The organism is Planococcus sp. PAMC 21323, assembly GCF_000785555.1.
In the GTDB taxonomy this organism is placed as follows: domain Bacteria; phylum Bacillota; class Bacilli; order Bacillales_A; family Planococcaceae; genus Planococcus.
This window is the reverse complement of record NZ_CP009129.1, coordinates 166,755-184,407: the sequence shown is the minus strand read 5'-3', so window position 1 is coordinate 184,407 and position 17,653 is coordinate 166,755. Positions and strand designations below refer to the sequence as shown.

Annotated in this window: 21 protein-coding genes and 1 other annotated feature; of the genes, 6 read left to right on the top strand and 15 right to left on the bottom strand. The window is 39.0% G+C overall.

The genetic code is table 11. The annotated features are described in order from the left end of the window. Window positions 1–2: 2 nt before the first annotated feature. The 6 genes from PLANO_RS01050 to PLANO_RS01025 all read right to left on the bottom strand — a co-directional run bounded on the left by PLANO_RS01050 (window position 3) and on the right by PLANO_RS01025 (window position 5,011). Entirely contained in the window at window positions 3–1,007 is a 1,005-nt protein-coding gene (locus PLANO_RS01050; protein WP_038702174.1) for a TRAP transporter substrate-binding protein, read from the bottom strand. Between the two features lie 3 nt (window positions 1,008–1,010). After that, the gene (allD, locus tag PLANO_RS01045; protein ID WP_038702172.1) at window positions 1,011–2,042 is read right to left on the bottom strand and encodes an ureidoglycolate dehydrogenase; all 1,032 of its coding nucleotides are present in this window, start codon (window positions 2,040–2,042) and stop codon (window positions 1,011–1,013) included. A gap of 45 nt (window positions 2,043–2,087) precedes the next feature. Next, window positions 2,088–3,005 carry a sugar kinase gene (locus PLANO_RS01040; RefSeq protein ID WP_052124352.1) on the bottom strand — a complete coding sequence of 306 codons (918 nt, stop codon included), beginning with the start codon at window positions 3,003–3,005 and terminating at the stop codon, window positions 2,088–2,090. A gap of 56 nt (window positions 3,006–3,061) precedes the next feature. Next, window positions 3,062–4,066 carry a LacI family DNA-binding transcriptional regulator gene (locus PLANO_RS01035; RefSeq protein ID WP_038702167.1) on the bottom strand — a complete coding sequence of 335 codons (1,005 nt, stop codon included), beginning with the start codon at window positions 4,064–4,066 and terminating at the stop codon, window positions 3,062–3,064. Between the two features lie 188 nt (window positions 4,067–4,254). Continuing rightward, on the bottom strand, window positions 4,255–4,623 hold the full coding sequence (locus PLANO_RS01030) for a hypothetical protein (protein WP_038702165.1): 369 nt from the start codon (window positions 4,621–4,623) through the stop codon (window positions 4,255–4,257). Window positions 4,624–4,711: 88 nt separating this feature from the next. Continuing rightward, complete coding sequence (locus PLANO_RS01025; RefSeq protein ID WP_038702163.1) at window positions 4,712–5,011, bottom strand: hypothetical protein; 300 nt, start codon at window positions 5,009–5,011, stop codon at window positions 4,712–4,714. Window positions 5,012–5,271: 260 nt separating this feature from the next. On the opposite strand from PLANO_RS01025, the gene PLANO_RS01020 reads away from it, so the two are divergent. Then, a complete protein-coding gene (locus tag PLANO_RS01020; protein ID WP_038702161.1) occupies window positions 5,272–5,991 on the top strand; it encodes a YwaF family protein in 720 nt (239 codons plus the stop codon). An 82-nt stretch (window positions 5,992–6,073) separates the two neighbouring features. On the opposite strand, the gene hisC is transcribed toward PLANO_RS01020, so the two are convergent. Together hisC and PLANO_RS01010 are read right to left on the bottom strand one after the other, a co-directional pair. After that, window positions 6,074–7,183: a histidinol-phosphate transaminase gene (hisC, locus tag PLANO_RS01015; RefSeq protein WP_038702159.1), complete on the bottom strand. Its 1,110-nt coding sequence runs from the start codon at window positions 7,181–7,183 to the stop codon at window positions 6,074–6,076. Between the two features lie 356 nt (window positions 7,184–7,539). Further along, window positions 7,540–7,821, bottom strand: a complete 282-nt coding sequence (locus tag PLANO_RS01010) for a DUF6509 family protein (protein ID WP_038702157.1) — start codon at window positions 7,819–7,821, stop codon at window positions 7,540–7,542. Between the two features lie 131 nt (window positions 7,822–7,952). Here PLANO_RS01010 and PLANO_RS01005 point away from each other — a divergent pair, with 131 nt between their 5' ends. The 3 genes from PLANO_RS01005 (at window position 7,953) to PLANO_RS00995 (ending at window position 10,075) form a co-directional block, all read left to right on the top strand. Continuing rightward, window positions 7,953–8,600: an SDR family oxidoreductase gene (locus PLANO_RS01005; protein WP_038702155.1), complete on the top strand. Its 648-nt coding sequence runs from the start codon at window positions 7,953–7,955 to the stop codon at window positions 8,598–8,600. Window positions 8,601–8,694: 94 nt separating this feature from the next. Continuing rightward, window positions 8,695–9,078 (top strand): nucleotide excision repair endonuclease, encoded by a 384-nt coding sequence (locus tag PLANO_RS01000; RefSeq protein ID WP_038702153.1) that lies wholly within the window; start codon window positions 8,695–8,697, stop codon window positions 9,076–9,078. A 142-nt stretch (window positions 9,079–9,220) separates the two neighbouring features. Next, entirely contained in the window at window positions 9,221–10,075 is an 855-nt protein-coding gene (locus PLANO_RS00995) for a dimethylarginine dimethylaminohydrolase family protein (protein WP_038702151.1), read from the top strand. Between the two features lie 43 nt (window positions 10,076–10,118). On the opposite strand, the gene PLANO_RS00990 is transcribed toward PLANO_RS00995, so the two are convergent. The 5 genes from PLANO_RS00990 to PLANO_RS00970 all read right to left on the bottom strand — a co-directional run bounded on the left by PLANO_RS00990 (window position 10,119) and on the right by PLANO_RS00970 (window position 14,058). After that, window positions 10,119–10,712, bottom strand: a complete 594-nt coding sequence (locus tag PLANO_RS00990) for an anthranilate synthase component II (protein ID WP_038702149.1) — start codon at window positions 10,710–10,712, stop codon at window positions 10,119–10,121. Next, a complete protein-coding gene (trpE, locus tag PLANO_RS00985; protein ID WP_038702147.1) occupies window positions 10,709–12,058 on the bottom strand; it encodes an anthranilate synthase component I in 1,350 nt (449 codons plus the stop codon). The genes PLANO_RS00990 and trpE overlap by 4 nt, the downstream gene beginning before the upstream one ends. A 100-nt stretch (window positions 12,059–12,158) precedes the next feature. Continuing rightward, window positions 12,159–12,369 (bottom strand) — a binding site (T-box leader). Window positions 12,370–12,545: 176 nt separating this feature from the next. Then, window positions 12,546–12,977, bottom strand: coding sequence for a hypothetical protein (locus tag PLANO_RS00980; RefSeq protein ID WP_038702145.1), 432 nt, complete (start codon window positions 12,975–12,977; stop codon window positions 12,546–12,548). 7 nt (window positions 12,978–12,984) lie between these two features. Beyond that, the gene (locus tag PLANO_RS00975) at window positions 12,985–13,332 is read right to left on the bottom strand and encodes an ASCH domain-containing protein (protein ID WP_038702143.1); all 348 of its coding nucleotides are present in this window, start codon (window positions 13,330–13,332) and stop codon (window positions 12,985–12,987) included. A 102-nt stretch (window positions 13,333–13,434) separates the two neighbouring features. Further along, window positions 13,435–14,058: a cell wall hydrolase gene (locus PLANO_RS00970; RefSeq protein WP_038702141.1), complete on the bottom strand. Its 624-nt coding sequence runs from the start codon at window positions 14,056–14,058 to the stop codon at window positions 13,435–13,437. 297 nt (window positions 14,059–14,355) lie between these two features. Here PLANO_RS00970 and PLANO_RS00965 point away from each other — a divergent pair, with 297 nt between their 5' ends. After that, the gene (locus PLANO_RS00965; protein WP_038702139.1) at window positions 14,356–14,856 is read left to right on the top strand and encodes a metallophosphoesterase family protein; all 501 of its coding nucleotides are present in this window, start codon (window positions 14,356–14,358) and stop codon (window positions 14,854–14,856) included. A gap of 51 nt (window positions 14,857–14,907) precedes the next feature. Here PLANO_RS00965 and PLANO_RS00960 read toward each other — a convergent pair whose 3' ends face one another. Beyond that, window positions 14,908–15,777: an STAS domain-containing protein gene (locus PLANO_RS00960; RefSeq protein ID WP_038702137.1), complete on the bottom strand. Its 870-nt coding sequence runs from the start codon at window positions 15,775–15,777 to the stop codon at window positions 14,908–14,910. A 190-nt stretch (window positions 15,778–15,967) separates the two neighbouring features. On the opposite strand from PLANO_RS00960, the gene PLANO_RS00955 reads away from it, so the two are divergent. After that, complete coding sequence (locus PLANO_RS00955) at window positions 15,968–17,158, top strand: DUF3238 domain-containing protein (RefSeq protein WP_038702136.1); 1,191 nt, start codon at window positions 15,968–15,970, stop codon at window positions 17,156–17,158. Window positions 17,159–17,217: 59 nt separating this feature from the next. Here the strand turns inward: PLANO_RS00955 and PLANO_RS00950 are convergent, their stop codons facing one another. Next, entirely contained in the window at window positions 17,218–17,616 is a 399-nt protein-coding gene (locus PLANO_RS00950) for a thiol-disulfide oxidoreductase DCC family protein (protein WP_038702134.1), read from the bottom strand. Between the last annotated feature and the right edge of the window lie 37 nt (window positions 17,617–17,653).

The following is a 17,653-nucleotide window of genomic DNA, read 5'->3' as shown; positions in this document are numbered from 1 at the left end:
TATTATTCAACTGCAAGGATCTGTTTGTATAATTCTAATTGCTCTTCTGATAACGAAGCTTCAACAGCTGGTGTCATGACTTCACGGAAAGCATCTTGGTCAACGTCTACAAATTCCATACCTGCATCCATCAAGTCTTGCTCGACTGCAGCAATTTCCGTTTCGTAAAGATCATCACCGAAAGTTTGTGCTTCTGCAGCAGCATCTTGAACCACTTGCTTCAACTCATCAGAAAGTGCATCGTATTGATCGTTTCCTACTAAAATGTAAATCCATGAGTAAACGTGCTCAGTACGGTTCACGAAGTCTTGAACTTCAGCTAACCCACCACTTTTGATTAAATCTACTGGATTTTCTTGGCCATCAATTACACCTTGTTGTAATCCAGTAAATACTTCGTTAAAATCCATTACTTGTGGAGATGCACCAGCAGCTTGCCATACATCTAAGAACAATGGAACGTTTGGCACGCGCATATTAAATCCTTTCAAGTCATCTGGAGAAGTAATCGCTTTGTTCGATGTTAAGTTACGCGGAGCACGCGTATGGTAGTAAAGAGCTTTCAATCCCGCTTCTTCACCAATTTCTTGTTTGATTTGTTCGCCAATCTCACCTTCAACCACAGACTTTACATGATCTAAATCACGGAAAGCATAAGGTACTGCCATCAAAGCCGCATTAGGAGCCCAGTTTTGCAATGTTTCACCTGAAATAACCATGTCCGCTGTCCCTGCTTGAATCGAGTTGATTGTATCTGTTTCGCCACCAAGCGAGTTATTCGGGTAAATGGTAATTTCCATTTGACCATCTGATTTTTCTTCTACTAGCTCTTCAAATTTCAAAGCTGTTTTATGCCAAATGTGATTTTCATCAGCTAAATGTCCAAAACGCCATTCAACTTTATCGCCTGACTCTGAACCGCCTTCTTCTTCTGCTCCCTCATTTGAACCACAAGCTCCCAATACCAATACAGATGCAAAAATTCCTGTTAACCATTTCTTTTTCATTTTCTATTCTCCCCTTTTGTGTTTAATATTTTTTAAATACGCATACGTAGTTGCAGCAATCTGAACGCCTTCTTGTCTATTACGCTCTTCGTTCCTTTGTTCGATTTCCCCTGGTACGAGAACGCTTTCAAACCCTTCTGCAGCTGGCACCTCTCGGATTTCCTTCATCATCTTGTCGACTTGCTCCAAAAAGACTTCCGTATTCGTGAAGTAAGAAGGATTAACCATACAGAAATAATGGCCCAACTTTCTTTTTTTCTCGAATTCTTGGTACATTGGAGTAATATGAGGACCGAACGCCATACCTGCCAGCAGTCCTGAAAAAATATCAATAACCATAGACAAGCCAGAACCTTTCGGACCACCAAACGGCGTTAAAGAAACTACTTTTGCCGGATCGGTGACGGATGCACCTGTTTCATCGACTCCCCATCCGTTGGGAATTTCTTTGCCTTCTTCCTTATGTTGAAGGACTTTACCTAACGCAACATTTGAAGTAGCCATATCCAAAATAAACGGCTTTTCACGCTTTCCAGGTATTCCATAAGCTATTGGGTTTGTACCGAGGAAGGATTCTTTTCCTCCGAATGGAACTACAATTTTATCGGTATGGGTCATTGCTATGCCAATTAGTTTATGTTTTGTCGCAGTTTCTACAAAATAACTAAGTGCTCCACAATGACTGCTGTTCATCACCGTTACCATGCCTACCCCATTTTCCTTAGCCATTTCGATCGCATGTTTTATCGCATAGTCGGCTACAACATGACCAAACCCATCATCTCCATCGACTACACCCGTTGCTGGACCGGTTTGGTTAAATAGAATAGTCGGATTAGGATTGATCCCACCTGCATTGAGACGCTTCATGTAATGCTCTGTCCGAAGTGCGCCATGCGAGTTCACACCTCGTAAATCTGCATGAATAAGAATTTCAGCAACTTTAGCAGCATGTGCTGAGCTAACGCCAGCGCTTTTTAGCTTTTCTTCGATTAATTCTTGAACTTCTTGAAACGGTACAGTTACTGTCGCCACAGCGTTCCTCCTTTTCCAAGAAAATCTACTCTCAGTATGTTTAGGTTAGCGTTCAATCACTTTGCTGCCGTTAAGAAAGTTTTCCACTTCCGCTAAATAAGGCAGCCCTTCATTATCTCCCGTGACGGTAGTGACAAGTCCGCCTACACAGTTTGCAAAACGCAATAAGGTTTCTTCATCAAAATGATTTAAAACCCCATATATGTATCCTGCGTCAAATCCATCTCCAGCACCGACAGTATCAACAGGCGTTACCGAAAATCCGGGTGCCGCAATCCATTGTCCGTTTCGATACAGTTTCGATCCTTTTTCTCCGTCTTTAATGACAAGATCTTGTATAGCAAACTTGGCAGTGTATGCTACAAGTTCGTCCAAACTTTCTTTGCCTGAAATCATTTGAATTTCATCTAAACCAGTTAATAAAATATCAACTTCTGGAAAAATCGTTTCATAAGCTGTACGTGCTTTTTCAATACTCCATAGTTTCAAGCGAATATTCGGATCAAAAGACACCGTAATTCCTTTTTGTTTCGCTATCGTTAGTATTTTTTTAGCAATCGTTAAGTTTCGTTCCCCGAGGGCTAAGTAAACCCCTGTTAAATGAACAACTTGAATGCCGTCGAACATTTCTTCTGTGATGTCTTCTTCTGTAAGCGACTCGATAGGAGATGGACTCCGGTAATAATAGGTTTTCCCCGAGCCACTTGCATGGATTTCTTTAAAGTTCACTGAAGTTGCAACGCCTTCAACAAAGCCGACTGATGATACATCAATGCCTTCTCCGCGAGCAAAATTATAAATAACTTGCCCGAATTCATCTTTGCCCAACCTACTGATCCATTTGCTAGTAAGCCCTAATCGTGCACAGCCAATCGCGAAATTCATCTCAGCACCACCGACTTTACGCTCAAACTGCGTTACATACTTTAGTGGTCCAGTCGTCATAGGATTCATCGTAATCATGGCATCTCCAATTGTTAATACGCCAAACTCTTTAAGCAAAATCTCACCTCCCTTTTTTATATGGATTCTCTTTCTATCAAAATCGGCTGATACCGTCGTTCTTCATATTGGTTTTTGAAATCTTTACTGACAATTAGTTGCAGCAAGGTCTCGGCTGCATTTTGCCCTATTTCAAAAGTTGGCTGCTTAATAACTGAAATCGGGGTTGTGGCAATTTCTAGAAACGGTGAGTCATCAATCGCTATTACACCGATATCTTCAGGAATGGCCAAGTTATTGCTTTTGATAAACTTTAATAACTCAATTAAAGCTAAATCATTTGTAGCAAAAAATGCTTCTGGCCGATTGCCAGAGTCCCATAGCTCTTGAAGCTTACTTCCAATCTCTTGCCGCTTCGCAGCTATAATCCAATCTTCTTTTATGCTCAAGCTATGCGAAGCTATGGTCTTTCTAAAACCTTTGATTCGCTCGACACGAGGTGTTACGTTTTCCGCAATAGAAGTTGATACTAAACCGATTTTGCTTCGCCCTTTTTTCACCAATAAATCCACCGCAATCTGTGAAGCGCTTTCATTGTCTAGCAATAATGTGGGGAAAATTGGCTCATTGATGACTCGGTCAACAAACACAATCGGGAATTCTGCAGTTTTTAATTGTTTATAATAATCGTTATTACCGTTTGTTGGAAAAATGATTAATCCATCAACTTGTTTCGCCACTAACATATCGATATACAAACGTTCTTTTGCTGGTTGATCGTCTGCGTTACAAACAAACAAGTGGAAACCATTTTTTTCGCATTCATCTTCGATTGCTCGAATAATTTCTGTAGAAAATGTATGAAGGATATTGGCTACGATTACACCAATTGTTCCCGTTTTTTTCTGTTTTAAGCTTTTAGCTATATGATTGGGAATATAACCTAATTCCTTAATCGCTTCTTCAACTCGAAGTTTGGTCGCCACACTCATAAACTCAAAACGGCTATTTATATACTGGGAAACAGTGCTTTTGGAAACACCCGCTTTTAGCGCTACATCTTGCATTGTTATTTTCTTCATGTTTCCTCCTATTACTAAACCGGTTTAGTAAGCTGTTTAGGAAAGTATAATTGAAATAATTTTATAAATCAATAGTTTTTTCAGATAATTTATATAAATTGTCGAAACACTCTAAAAGTCTCAATTCCTTGGAAATAAAAAGCTATCACCAAATATCAGTTGTACTGACCTTTGGTAATAGCCTCTTTTTATTTAACTAAATCCTCTTCACTTAACAGACATTGTCCGAAGGCATCATCCAATGTATCGTATCTCCCTAAGCGATGAACTTTCTTATTTCTTATTTGCATATACGTATATATCGTCACATGACCACTTTGGTTTTCCCATGTGGCTTTTTGAACGCAAATCACTTCTTCATCTTTAGCGTAATAATCTTGAGTCTCCATATGAATGCCCGACTGTTCAATCCACTTCTGCAAAATATCATGGCCTTCTGCGACACCTCTTGGTCCGACCAATTCAATATGAGGATCTGAAACTTCTAGCACGGCTTTAATGTCTTTATCGTTAACTCTTGCAATCCATTGATTTGCAATATCGATGGTGTTCTCCATGTTCTTTTCTCCTTTCCTATAAATTGCATCCACGCTTCCCATGCAGCTCTATAAAGTCAAAAAAGAAGACAGGAAAAACCTATCTTCTTTAGTAATTCTCGTTTTTCAATTTTTTAAACGTTTTTACAAATTTATCTGGATCCGTGTAGATCATATAGGTCAATACACCACGGTGCGTATGAAGATACAGCAATCTGGCTTCTGAAGAAAAAGATTTGTAAGAGATATCCCATACATTTTCAACATGAAATTGTGTACCTGGTGTTATCAATGTATCTTTATATAAATCTATATTGCGTTCAGTTTCAACAACCTTCATTTCACCAGCCTCAATGGAACGCTCTGTGTCAATGTAAGTGATGGATGACAATAACTTTAAGTGATCCACGTTGGCATTCCTCCTAAAGAACTTTTAAAGCAGTTTATCGTAAAAAGCATACTTAAAGCAAAACATCTGTTTATAGAGGCTATAAGACAAAGTCCGCTTCTACAGTGTTTAAAGTAATAAAACCACACTAGTGACTATTGTGTATAGGCATATATAAGACTACTAAATGTCTATGTAAAAATAAATATCTTCAAGTAACTTAAACACACTATTAATGTTAAACTATTCTCACAATATCTTCTGGATAAAGGAGAGGTGTTATGGAAAGCTGGTTTGGTGCGACATCTACTCATTATTTTAATCTTTTTTCTACGAGTCATTTAATCGTACTCACTATTGCTCTTATCGGAACTATTCTTCTTTTTTTGTTTAAAAATAAGTTGAGAGATAGTAGCAAAGGGAGGAATTGGTTACGCTGGATCCTATTAGCTTTACTCGTCCTATCGGAATTCTCTTTTCATTATTGGGCGATCGTTAATGACGTGTGGCGCTTCCATAACCAAATGCCTTTTCATTTATGCGGGGTCGCTTCTGTGGTTTCCATAATTGGGTTAATAACTATGCGCCCTTTCTGGATTCAACTTGCTTTTTTCATCGGCATACTACCTGCTTTTTTAGCGCTATTCACTCCTGAATTGCCTTATGATTATCAACATTTTCGTTTCTGGAAATTCTTTATTCACCATATGGCTATAACATGGGCTTGTCTGTTTCTTGCTTTAAGTCGACCACAAGTTATTACGATTCGCTCTTTTTTCGGAGTCTATAGTTTACTTCTTGTTTACGCTGCTTTGGTTGGCTTTTTTATCAATCCATGGACTGATTCTAATTTTCTTTTTCTAATGCAGCGTCCTACAACTACTTCTCCGTTAGACTTTTTTGGGGAAGGTATCTGGTATTACATTAATCTTTGCTTAACCACTTTTGCGTTATTTTTCATCCAATACGTACTGTTTCATAAATTCGTTAAGCGTTCGTGAACCCACTATGCGATTCACCAAGAATGACGTAATGTAATAGTAAGCACAAAAAAAGCTTCCCATTACGGAAGCTTTTTTTTCTTTATGCTTGTTTAACTAATAAGCTCGTTAACGCATCAATGAAGAATTGGTTTTCTTCTCCTGTCCCAACGGAAACACGCACGTAATCAGGTAATCCCCAAATCTTTCCGTGACGGACGATAACACCTTTTGCCATTAGTTGTTTGTATAGGTTTTCACCATCTTCACCTATTTGCACCAATACAAAATTGGCCATACTTTCAATATACGGCAATTCTAGCTCGTCAAAAGCTTTATATAATTGTTGACGACCCGCTTTATTGGTTTCTTGAGAAGTTTCTACGTGCTCCGTATCGCCAATAGCTGCAACTGCTGCAGTTTGCGCTAATGTATTGACGTTAAAAGGCTCTTTTACTTTCAAAATCGATTGGATAATCGATTCAGGAGCAATTCCGAAACCTACGCGTACGCCAGCAATACCGTATATTTTCGAAAAAGTTTCTAATGTGACAACCGGGTACCCGGCATTAACGTATTCAACACCATTTGTGTAATCTGCTGCATCTGCGAAATGATCATATGCTGCATCAATCACTACTAATACATCACCAATTGATTCTACCAATTTATCCAAATCTGATTTCGGCATATACGTACCTGTTGGATTGTTCGGCGTACAAATATAGATAATTTTAGTTTTCTCTGTAACTGCAGAAATTAATGCGTCTACATCATACTCAAAGTCTTCTTTAAATTTAACGGGTACAACTGTAGCACCCATGATATGTGCGCCAAAATCGTATTCACTAAACGATGGTGATGGAACGATGACTTCATCTCCTGCTTCTAGAAAAGCCTCAGAGATTAACGTGATCAATTCATCCGCACCATTTGTGGTAATAATTTGTTTTGGCGTTACTTGATATTTTTCCGCTATCGCTTTCTTTAATGCGCTAGCATCCGCATCAGGATAACGGTTTAACTCTGCTAATCCATTTTGGATGGCGGCTACTGCTTTAGGTGAAGGTCCTAACGGATTTTCGTTAGACGCCAACTTAACAACACGGTCTAATCCTAATTCTTTTTGCACTTCCCAAATTGGTTTTCCAGGTGAGTAAGGTTGGATTTTCTCCAAGGTTTTACGTGCTGTAATTTTGCTTGAGCTTGTCATAGGGATTCCTCCAAAAGTATAAAAAATGTATTTTTATCTATGTATTTTTATAATCATACCATTGTCATAAAACATTTCAAATCCAATTGTCTTTACGTTATTCCAAGTATAAATGTATCTAGCTTCTTCCCACTCCCATTATACAGAATTGCAACATTATTTGCACAAACATACACAGTATTTGTATCGGATAAAATAATGTGGTTAACTGTTAAACAGACAGATTAATGGAAGAAATGGAACCAACAATCCGCCAATCTTTAGAAGATCAAAAAACACAAGACGCGGCATTTAATGAAATTGATGTTCAAATATAAACGAAAACATCCTGCTCGTATTGAGCAGGATGTTTTTTGTTAAGCTAATTTTTCTGAACAGTAAGCAAGGATTTCTTCTTCTTCCTCATCTTCAAGTCCAAATTCAAGTGCGCCTCTTGTTTGCTTATCGATAAAGTTATAATGTGCGATGCGGGTACCAGCTTCTTCTGCAGCGATAATAACGCGCAGCTCTAAGCCGCCTTCCGTATATAGTTCATCATCTTCGTCCACTTCGACGTTTAACAAGAATTCATAGCGATCTCCCACCATAATACCTGTTGGGTCATTAATTTTGTGAAATACGTAATCTGTAATTTGCATTGTAACACCTCCGTTCTTCTATTCTAGCTTGTCTCACGCTTTTTGGACAGTTACATGTTGAAATAAAACGTTTACTCTACTACTAAAAGGGAACATAAAGAAAGTGAAGACAATAAAAGGAGTGGAATCGAATGAACGTATTAGTTATTGGAGCAAACGGTCAAGTCGGCCGCAACATTGTCAAAGAACTAGCTGAAACAAACCACAAAGCAACTGCAATGGTTCGTAAAGAAGAACAAATAGATGAAATGAAAAAACTAGGCGCTACCAATGTGGTATTGGGAGATCTAGAAAAAGATTTTAGCGGCGCATACGATGGCGTAGATGCCGTTATTTTCGCAGCAGGGTCAGGGCCAAAAACAGGCGCAGACAAAACTTTAACCATTGATTTATGGGGTTCTGTAAAAGCAGCTCAATACGCACAAGAAAAAGGTGTAAAACGCTTTGTTCAACTCGGATCAGTCGGATCAGACAATCCAGATGCCGGTGGCGAAGCAATGAAACCGTATCTTGTCGCTAAACGCACAGCTGATGATTTGTTGAAAACAACTGATTTAGATTATACAATTGTCCGCCCAGGTGCACTTTCTGATGAAGAAAAATCTGGCAAGATTGAAGTCTCTCTCGATGGCTTTAGTTCATTGGAAGGAAGATCGATTCCAAGAGCCGATGTTGCACATGTGCTAGTAGATGTACTAGATCGCAACAACACTTATCGCAAAGTATTTGAAGTGCTGCAAGGCGATCAACCTGCAAGCGACCAATTAAATTCCTTATAGGAAAGACTCGAATCTAAAGTATAAAAGAGCGAATGGATTTTCGCTCTTTTTTATGTTAAAATAGGCAATACGATAATTAGAGGACGTGATAAGCATGATTAATATTCAACCACCAAAAGCTGATGTGACGATTACACAGCGCAAACAAGAAATTACAGGTGACGAAGCTGTCATCAAACCATTATTCGGCTTTATCGATTTGCACGATATTCCACGCGATAAAGGCGGCATCATCCAATTCTTTAACCATAGCGGTGAGCTATTGTTTGTCGGAAAAGCCCGCAAGCTACGCCAACGTGTGAAAAAGCATTTCGAAGATTCGGTATCACCATTGAAAAACCACCGCGACGAAGTTTACCGCATTACGGTTTCTTTTGTTGAAGATCCAATGGAACGAGAAATTTACGAAACGTATTTGATCAACGCAGAAAAAGCACTCTACAATGTAGATAAAGTGTTTTATAAAGATCAAGAATAATAAAAAAAGAAAGCCCGCGGGCTTTCTTTTTTTATTGCCCTGTTATTATTTAAAATAAATTTAGTCGCGTTACTTAAAATGTTTTAATTCTCCAATCAAAAGGAATAGTGAAGTACCAACTATGTTCTTTGGAGGAAATCATATGTCTTCAATAATAAAAGAAAGTTTATCTGCTCATAGCCAAAGTGAATACGATCCGCTTCGACGGGTTTTGTTATGTCCTCCACGCTTTATGGAGATCAAAGACGTCATCAATGACGTTCAAAAAAGATACAAAGATGAAAATATTGATGTCGACAAAGCACTTGATCAACACAATAAATTTGTTCAGGCGTTAATCTCTCACGGTGTTCAGACAGATTTAATCGAGCCTTCAGAAAATTACCCAGAACAAGTTTTCACACGCGACATTGGATTTACCATCGGTGACACGGTATTCATTAGTGAAATGGCTTCTGATGTTCGACAAGGCGAAGAACAAGAACTTCAGAAGTGGATGGAAGCACATCACGTCAGTTTCAAGCGACTAGCCGGTCATCGCATTGAAGGTGGCGACGTTATCATCGATCGCGACACCGTCTTTGTTGGAATCAGTAGCCGGACTTCTAAGCAAGCAATCCGTGATTTGCAGCTTGAATTACCTAATTTCGAAGTCATCCCTGTTTCTTTTAATGAAAAATACTTACACTTAGATTGTGTGTTCAATATTTTATCTCCAACTGAGGCTTTAATTTTCCCTGAAGCACTCGATGCAGCTACGATTCGCCTGCTTGCCGAACGCTATACGTTAATACGCGTTAACGAGAAAGAACAGTTTGCACTAGGTACAAATGTGTTGTCGATTGGCGATCGAAAAGTATTTAGCCAACCACAAAATGTGCAAGTGAATAAGCATTTGATCGCTCGCGGTTTTAACGTTATCGAAGTCGATTATTCTGAAATCATTAAATCGGGCGGCGCTTTTCGTTGCTGTACAATGCCATTAATTCGATCTTAAAAAATACCCCTCAAGCCTATTTGGCTTGAGGGATATTTATGTTCTATCGCTGATTCGTCGCTTCTTGACAACTTTGTACAACAAATTCTCTCATTAACTCGACTCCATCTGGCGTACCGATCGACTCCGGATGAAATTGGATACCATAAACTGGATACTCTTTATGCTTCACTGCCATAATCGTATCGTCATCAAGTGCTCGTGATTGTACTTCTAAACAATCAGCTAATGTTTCAGGTTCTAACACCAATGAGTGATAGCGCATGACCGGCAACGGCAACGGCATGTGTTTAAACAGCCCCTGCTGACTATGTGTTACATCTGATACTTTGCCATGGCGAATAAACGGCGCTTCAACAATATTCCCACCAAATGCTTCTCCAATTAATTGTTGGCCCAGACAAATACCCAAAATTGGAACAGATTTATGCAGCTGTTGAATCAACGCGATCGATTCTGGCAGCTCTCTTGGATGACCAGGTCCAGGTGAAAGAATAATTGCTTGCGGGTTTTTTTCTTTAATTTCTTCGAGTGTTAAAACACCGTAACGCACCACTTCGACTTCGACGTCCATTGCCGCGATAGCTTGATAAATATTATACGTAAATGAGTCATAATGATCGATTAGTAAAATCATCCGAACACCTCCGTAAGCGAACGTGCTTTATGAAGCGTTTCTTCGTATTCTGCTTGCGGGTCCGAATCAAACACGATACCCGCTCCTGCTTGAACATGAACCATATCATCTTTAACAACAAAAGTCCGGATAGCTAGTGCAACGTCAAGATTGCCATTAAAGCCTAAATAACCAATGGCTCCCCCATATACGCCTCTTCGTTCTTCTTCAAACTCTTGGATCAATTGCATGGCGCGAACTTTAGGTGCCCCCGAAACCGTTCCAGCAGGTAAGCACGATACCAACGCATCTAATGGATGCATTTTTTGATTGAGCTCTCCTGTTACTTCTGACACCAGGTGCATGACATGTTGATACTTCTCAATGACCATATACTTTGGCACTTCTACTGTTCCAATTTGTGCAACTCGCCCCACATCGTTACGACTAAGATCGACAAGCATTTTATGTTCCGCTTGTTCTTTTTCATCGCCAGCTAGTTCTTCTGCCAAACGGTTGTCTTCACTATCTGTTTTTCCACGTTTACGAGTACCAGCTATTGGATTGGTTATCATATGATTATCACGTATCGTCAAAAGACTCTCTGGCGAAGCTCCGACAACTGCGTAGCCATCAAAATCAATGAAAAATTGGTAAGGCGATGGGTTTTGCTTGCGCAATTTACGGTACAGAGTAAATGCGTCTCCTTTATAACTAGCAGATAAACGCTGAGACAAGACCAATTGGAACACATCACCTTTACGGATGTGGTCTTTTGCTTGCTCTACTTGGTTGCGGAAAAAGGCATCACTTGTTTTGGAATGGAATTGGAGTGATTGTTGATCGGTTACCGCTGACTTTTCAGGAATTGCTAATTGCTGTTCAATTTCATCTAATTTGTCTTCAAACGACAAAATGGTGACATCATTTTTTACATGATCAAATACGACAATTGTTTCGTAAATTTGCAGATGAATATCCGGCATTTGAAGACTATCTACTTTTGGTGCTTTAATTGGTTCGTAAACCTGAATCGCATCATACCCAATATAGCCAAGAGCTCCACCCGTAAAGGGAAGTCCCTCTACTTCTGCATCATACCGCGGCATTAACTTCTTGATGAGTTCTAACGGTTTTCCTTCATGTATGGTTTCCGTACCGGTCCGGAAATCTATTTCTCGCAATTGATGGCCATGGCCGATATAACCGGCCGTTGGGTTCGCGCCAATAAAAGAATAACGACCTGTCATACTAGTCTTTAATGAACTTTCAAGTAGAAATTTGCGCTCTCCTGCTAATCGATTAAACACCGCGATGGGTGTTAACGAATCTCCATCAATTTTTCTCGTCTTCATCTTTTTACTCATCTCAACTCATCTCCATTTCTGAAAAATGCTACGAATACCGTATTTTTCCGCACCTATTAAAAAACAAAAAAGTCCCCTGCAAGAAACAGACATGTTCCTTACAGAGGACGGATTGACCGTGGTACCACCTCATGTTAAAGCTATTACAGCTTTTACTCTATCCCTGATAACGTGGGGGAACGGATTCTTCTACTTGCGGTTCAAAGAATCACTCATAAGCCCATTCACTCAGATACCCCACCAGTTTCCACCTGCCACTGGCTCTCTTTGAGAGGTACACCTGCGCTACTTTTCTTATTCATCGATTTAGCTCTGCTATGCTCTTCTCAACTAGAATTCGGCGGCATCGCTCCCGACACCTGCTACCGTAATCCGTACAAAAAGGTTGTGCCCATCGTATTAAATCCAGAGACATTTGTCAACTCTAAGAGCGTTGATAGCTTTTCTTTAACACAAAAAAGACGACTCTATAGAGCCGTCCGATTTATTACCACAACATTGGCTTATCTACCATAAACCACATCATCAGCAATAATAAAAAGATATAAATCCATAAAGAACGATTTAACTTTTTAACCAATGATAAATGGTCAAATTTTTCATCATTAAATTTCCGAAGAGTCGGGGTAAATGCACGTGCTAAGAAAAACACAGATCCCACCATGACTCCTATAGTGCCTACTATCCACGAAGTTCCCCATCCCCATGGGCCTTGCCAAATCAACAAAGCACCTGTTGTCACTAATACATGACCTGCATGTTTGACAAGACGTGTTGCCGATTTAAACGTAATGATATGTGACAGAAGAACATCGCCGGAGGCAGTCTCCATTCGCTTGACTAAAGGAAGGAGCACAAAGAACGGTCCAATCGATAAAACCGCACTTAGGATATGAGCAAACAAAATGATTGTGTACATCTTGTATTTACTGTTCCATTAAATGAAATTCGTGAACCCAAACAGTCATCTGTGGCAACCAAGGCATACCCGCGTGAGTAGACAAGATCGCTTGTTTGTATTCCTCAACCGTCGCATAACCTTCTCCTGCTACGATTTCATCCGTTAACTCCCCAAGTGTTTGTTGGTACACCCGATCTACTATGAATTTTTTATCTTCAAGTACCATAATTTCTCCAACATCTGCATAACGTCCATTTCGACGTGTCGCTACTTTCTTACCGAGTAACACTTTCTCCACGTCTTGTTTATTCGTTACTAGTCTTTCGATACTACATGTTTTTGGCGGCAATTGCTGCGCATTATTTTCAGTCATTATTATTCCACCTTTCCTTATTCTGTTTCAGTATAACCTTATTCCTTACTACTATTCACGTATTAAAAGAATCGTCCTTTAAAAACAGGACGATTCAAGAAGTTATTTTGCAAATACATGTTTGCCGATTTTTGTAATTGTTGTACGTGAGAAAATCCAAGTATCTGTAACGCCTCTTGGATTGTAGTAATAAGTCGCTCCAAGAGAAGGGTCTGACCCTTTAAAAGCAGCTTTTACAGCTTGATAAGCCGAAGCATTCGGCTCGTAATTGTATTGTCCGTCATTTACTGCAGTAAATGCATTACGCTGAAAAATAACATTGTATGTACTGTTTGGAAATTTAGACGATTCGATACGGTTCAAAATGACAGCCGCTACTGCTACTTGTCCTGTATAGCTTTCTCCTCGCGCTTCTCCATTGACAACATGAGCCATCATATCAACTTCTGCAAGTCTCCCACGTGTTAATGGACCGGTAAAACCTGTATCCACTACATTAAAATCACGTTGAAACTGGATAACTGCTTTTTCCGTGATGGGACCATAATAGCCTGTAGCAGTTGTATTGAAATAACCTAGTTTTTTCAATTTAAGTTGAAGCTCTTTTACATCTTCCCCAGAAACACCTACATGCAAATTTGGAGAATGTGCTTCAGCAGAGGTTTGAGAAAAACCTAAGAATAAAATAGTAAATAAGGCAAATAACAAAACTTTAAACTTCTTCATGCTCTCTCTCCCTTCTTTTCCAAGAATCAACCAAAGATTCTTATTCCTAGTATATAATTGGAACTATATGAATTCAATCCTTCATAACTACTTTTAACTTGCAGAAAAATAGCTGATTTCAATATTTTATTGATATTTTGCAAAAAATACGGTTTTTATTTTTCTAAATAACAGGTCTTTTCACACACAAGACTGCAGGCTTAAGCTCTTTTATACTGCTGACGAAAAACTAGAGTTAGATTTCGACCTTGAGGATTTTATTTGGTAAAGTGAAAGAAAGAGACTGGAGGCGTTTAGATGAAGAACATTGTTATTGTTTCAGATACTCACATTCCATTCCGCGCCAAAAAACTGCCGAAACAATTAATAGAAGCATGTGAAAAAGCAGATTTCATTATCCATGCGGGGGATTGGCAAACAATGGACGTTTATCACGAACTTGCTGCATATGCGGAAATCGACGGTGTTACTGGCAACGTTGATCCATGGGATATACTAGATAAGTTTGGACGTACAAAGATTTTAACATTTGGTGAGTTGAAAATTGGTGTTGTTCATGGGGATAGTAACCAAAAACCTACTGAACAACATGCGTATGATACATTTGCTAGTGATAATGTTGATATTATTGTCTTCGGACATTCTCATACACCCGTCATGAAAAAAGTTGACGGTGTCACATTATTCAATCCAGGATCGCCCACTGATAAAAGACGACAAGCACAATTTTCGTTTGGTGTGTTGGAGATTGGTGACTCTTGGGAACTCAAACATGTTTTTTTTGATAAAGAAAGCTAGTAGAGTAAAAGGTTGAATCGTTTTATACATTTGACAAAAAACCAGACTTTCTCAACGAAAGTCTGGTTTTTTTATGTCTTCTGTTACTAATATAAGCCCTAGCTTTTTTAAAGCTACCTCTACATTAACTTCGATCATTACGTCTTTCAATTCAGCTGCAAAATGAGGAACTTTTATGGCCATAAGAGGTTGAATTCCTGTAATTGCCGGTGTAACACCAACCACTTTTAAAATATTTACTAGTTTTAATAAATATTCTGCGACTACCGCATTGATTTCTAAAACCCCAGAGAGATCAATAATCAAATGATCCATTGTTTCAGCGCTACATTTTTCAAGTACATGCTTGATAATCATTTGTGCGCGAGAAGCTGTAATATCGCCAATCACAGGAACGATAGCTATCCCCTTAGCAACAGGAACAATAGGAGCAGTCAATGTTTGTATTTGTTGATTTGCTTTTTCGAGCTCAAGTACGTAAGTTAATAATGTCGACATTGTTTCAAAAGTGGACAGATCTTCTTCTGTAAGCTTATAGAACTGATCATCCAGTCCACAAATTGTTCCATAAATCGTATTATCACTATAATAAACCGGTACGCCAACGAACGTTCCTTGGCCAAAACTTTTAGTAATCTCCATAGATTGTGTTAGCTCATTTCGGGATAAATCCTCGATCACTAAAGGTTTAGGACCGTGGTTAAGACTCAAACTGCAGTAGGACTGAGGAAGAGGCATGGCACTTCCTTCTTCTACTAGCTTTGCTTTCGTATTACGTGCCTTAATGATATTGTTTGTCTTTCCATCGTTTTTAGCAATAAACAAAGTACTAATATCAATATGTTTTCCTAGCAATTCTAATATATAGGCAGCTGCTTCATCAAAATCAGCAAAACGTTTTATTTGATGCGTATTTTCCACTACTATTCCTCCACTTTTATCTACTCTCTTTTTCACTATTTTAATTATACAGTTAAATTTCTAACTTCCTAATTGTCAGCTTTGAAAAGAGCTTTTTTAAATTTCTCACGATTTATTAATCTTGCAAAAGGATGTTCATTTTTCTGTGCAAAAGGGTATATCTCTAACAGTAGAAACGGGAGGTGTGGAAATGACTGTGTTAGATATACTTCTTTTGGAGCAATCCAATTCAATGATTTCCTTTACATGGACAGCTACAGAAGACGTTTGCCGAGTCAAACGAGACGAGCAAATTATTTATACTGGCACCCAAAACCTTCTTAAAGATGAAGAAGTTGATGAAGGTGAGTTATACACGTATACCCTTGAACGTCTGGATTCTTCAGGCAATTGGACAGATAAAATTAAGTTGCAAACCGGTACAGAAAATAGGAAAACAAATAGTGAAAACCTTTTAGCAGAAATCGTTTTGACGACAATTGTTTCCGATAGTCGGATCTCTTTAGCATGGGGGAAAATTGAAGGCATTACTGCATTTGATATTTACCGCAATGGTCAATTTATTGAGTCCGTTGAAAAAAATCAGTATACAGATTACGGAGTTCCAAACGAGCAACCATGCACGTACTGGATTCGTGGCAAACGTCCCGTTTCACGGGCAGGCAGAAAGTTTAGCAAACAAAACTTGTCGTTGCATAAGCTTTTTGGTGCATTGCAACATAACTCTTCTAAAGAAAAAGCAGCAATGGAAGATTTTTGGATTACACAAAAACTAGCTCCTTTGCACTCACTTTTAGCTGATCAAAATACAAAAGAGATTCAACCTGTATGGCATTTCCGCTATAATACTTTTTTACCGGATACTTTGTTGAAAAATCCAAACCTGCTCTCTCCTTTTCATTATTTCAAAGGCGATGATCGAGCATTTGACCCCGATTCACTCGAGTACCGAACTCATGTGAATTTCACAGTGTCGTTTAATGACAACGAGCCCCCACTATCTTGGGACAAACAAGTGGGTCCGACGATTGGTTACAATTGGCTTAAAAAATTCAGCAAATCAGACGTTGCTTCAGCGGAAAAAATTGAGTTAACAAAAACTGTCGAGTCCGACCAGAAAATTTCTGTCGCGCTAACACATTGCGTAGGAAATCCACTCACCACTTCACCGAATATCGACTATAATCTTTCGGCTGATTTTTACCGTGATGGCACCTACACTATTATGGGCATGCATGATCAATCACCAAATCATGAAGTTTATTTAAAGTACGGGGAAGATCATCAATGGACAGAAATTCATCAATCTGAAAGTGAAGGTCTTACTTTTATGGCTGGGCCAACCGCCAATAAGTATTGGCGACTATCTAACTTTTATTAGTTTTAAAATAGTTACAAAAAAACCCGAACTGGTGCACTTCCAGATTCGGGTTTTTGCATTTACTTATCTAAAAATCGTTTGCGTATGTGGGGCGGTGGCAACATGCAACTGTCTAATTTCCCAAACACTTTATAACGGTTTTTAGCGATGACATCATATGCCCCGTCTCGCAGTGCACGAGGAAAAGGCTTCAAATAATGCGCTAATTTCCAAAGACCTGTTAAATGGTGTGAAATCATTAAGGCACCTTCAGATTTTACATAGGCTTGACCATCTTCTATCAATACTAAGCTGTCTACATCATCCGGTACATTGTGCTTTTTAGAGAGTTCTTGGCCAATTTCACTTTGCAGTGATGCAAATTGATAATAACCCGCCGAATCATGGTTTATGATAAATTGAACGCTCGAATCACAAAAATTGCAATCTCCATCAAATAATACGATGGCATGTTCCATATCGTTTCCTCCTTCACCAATAAATAGTACTGTTATG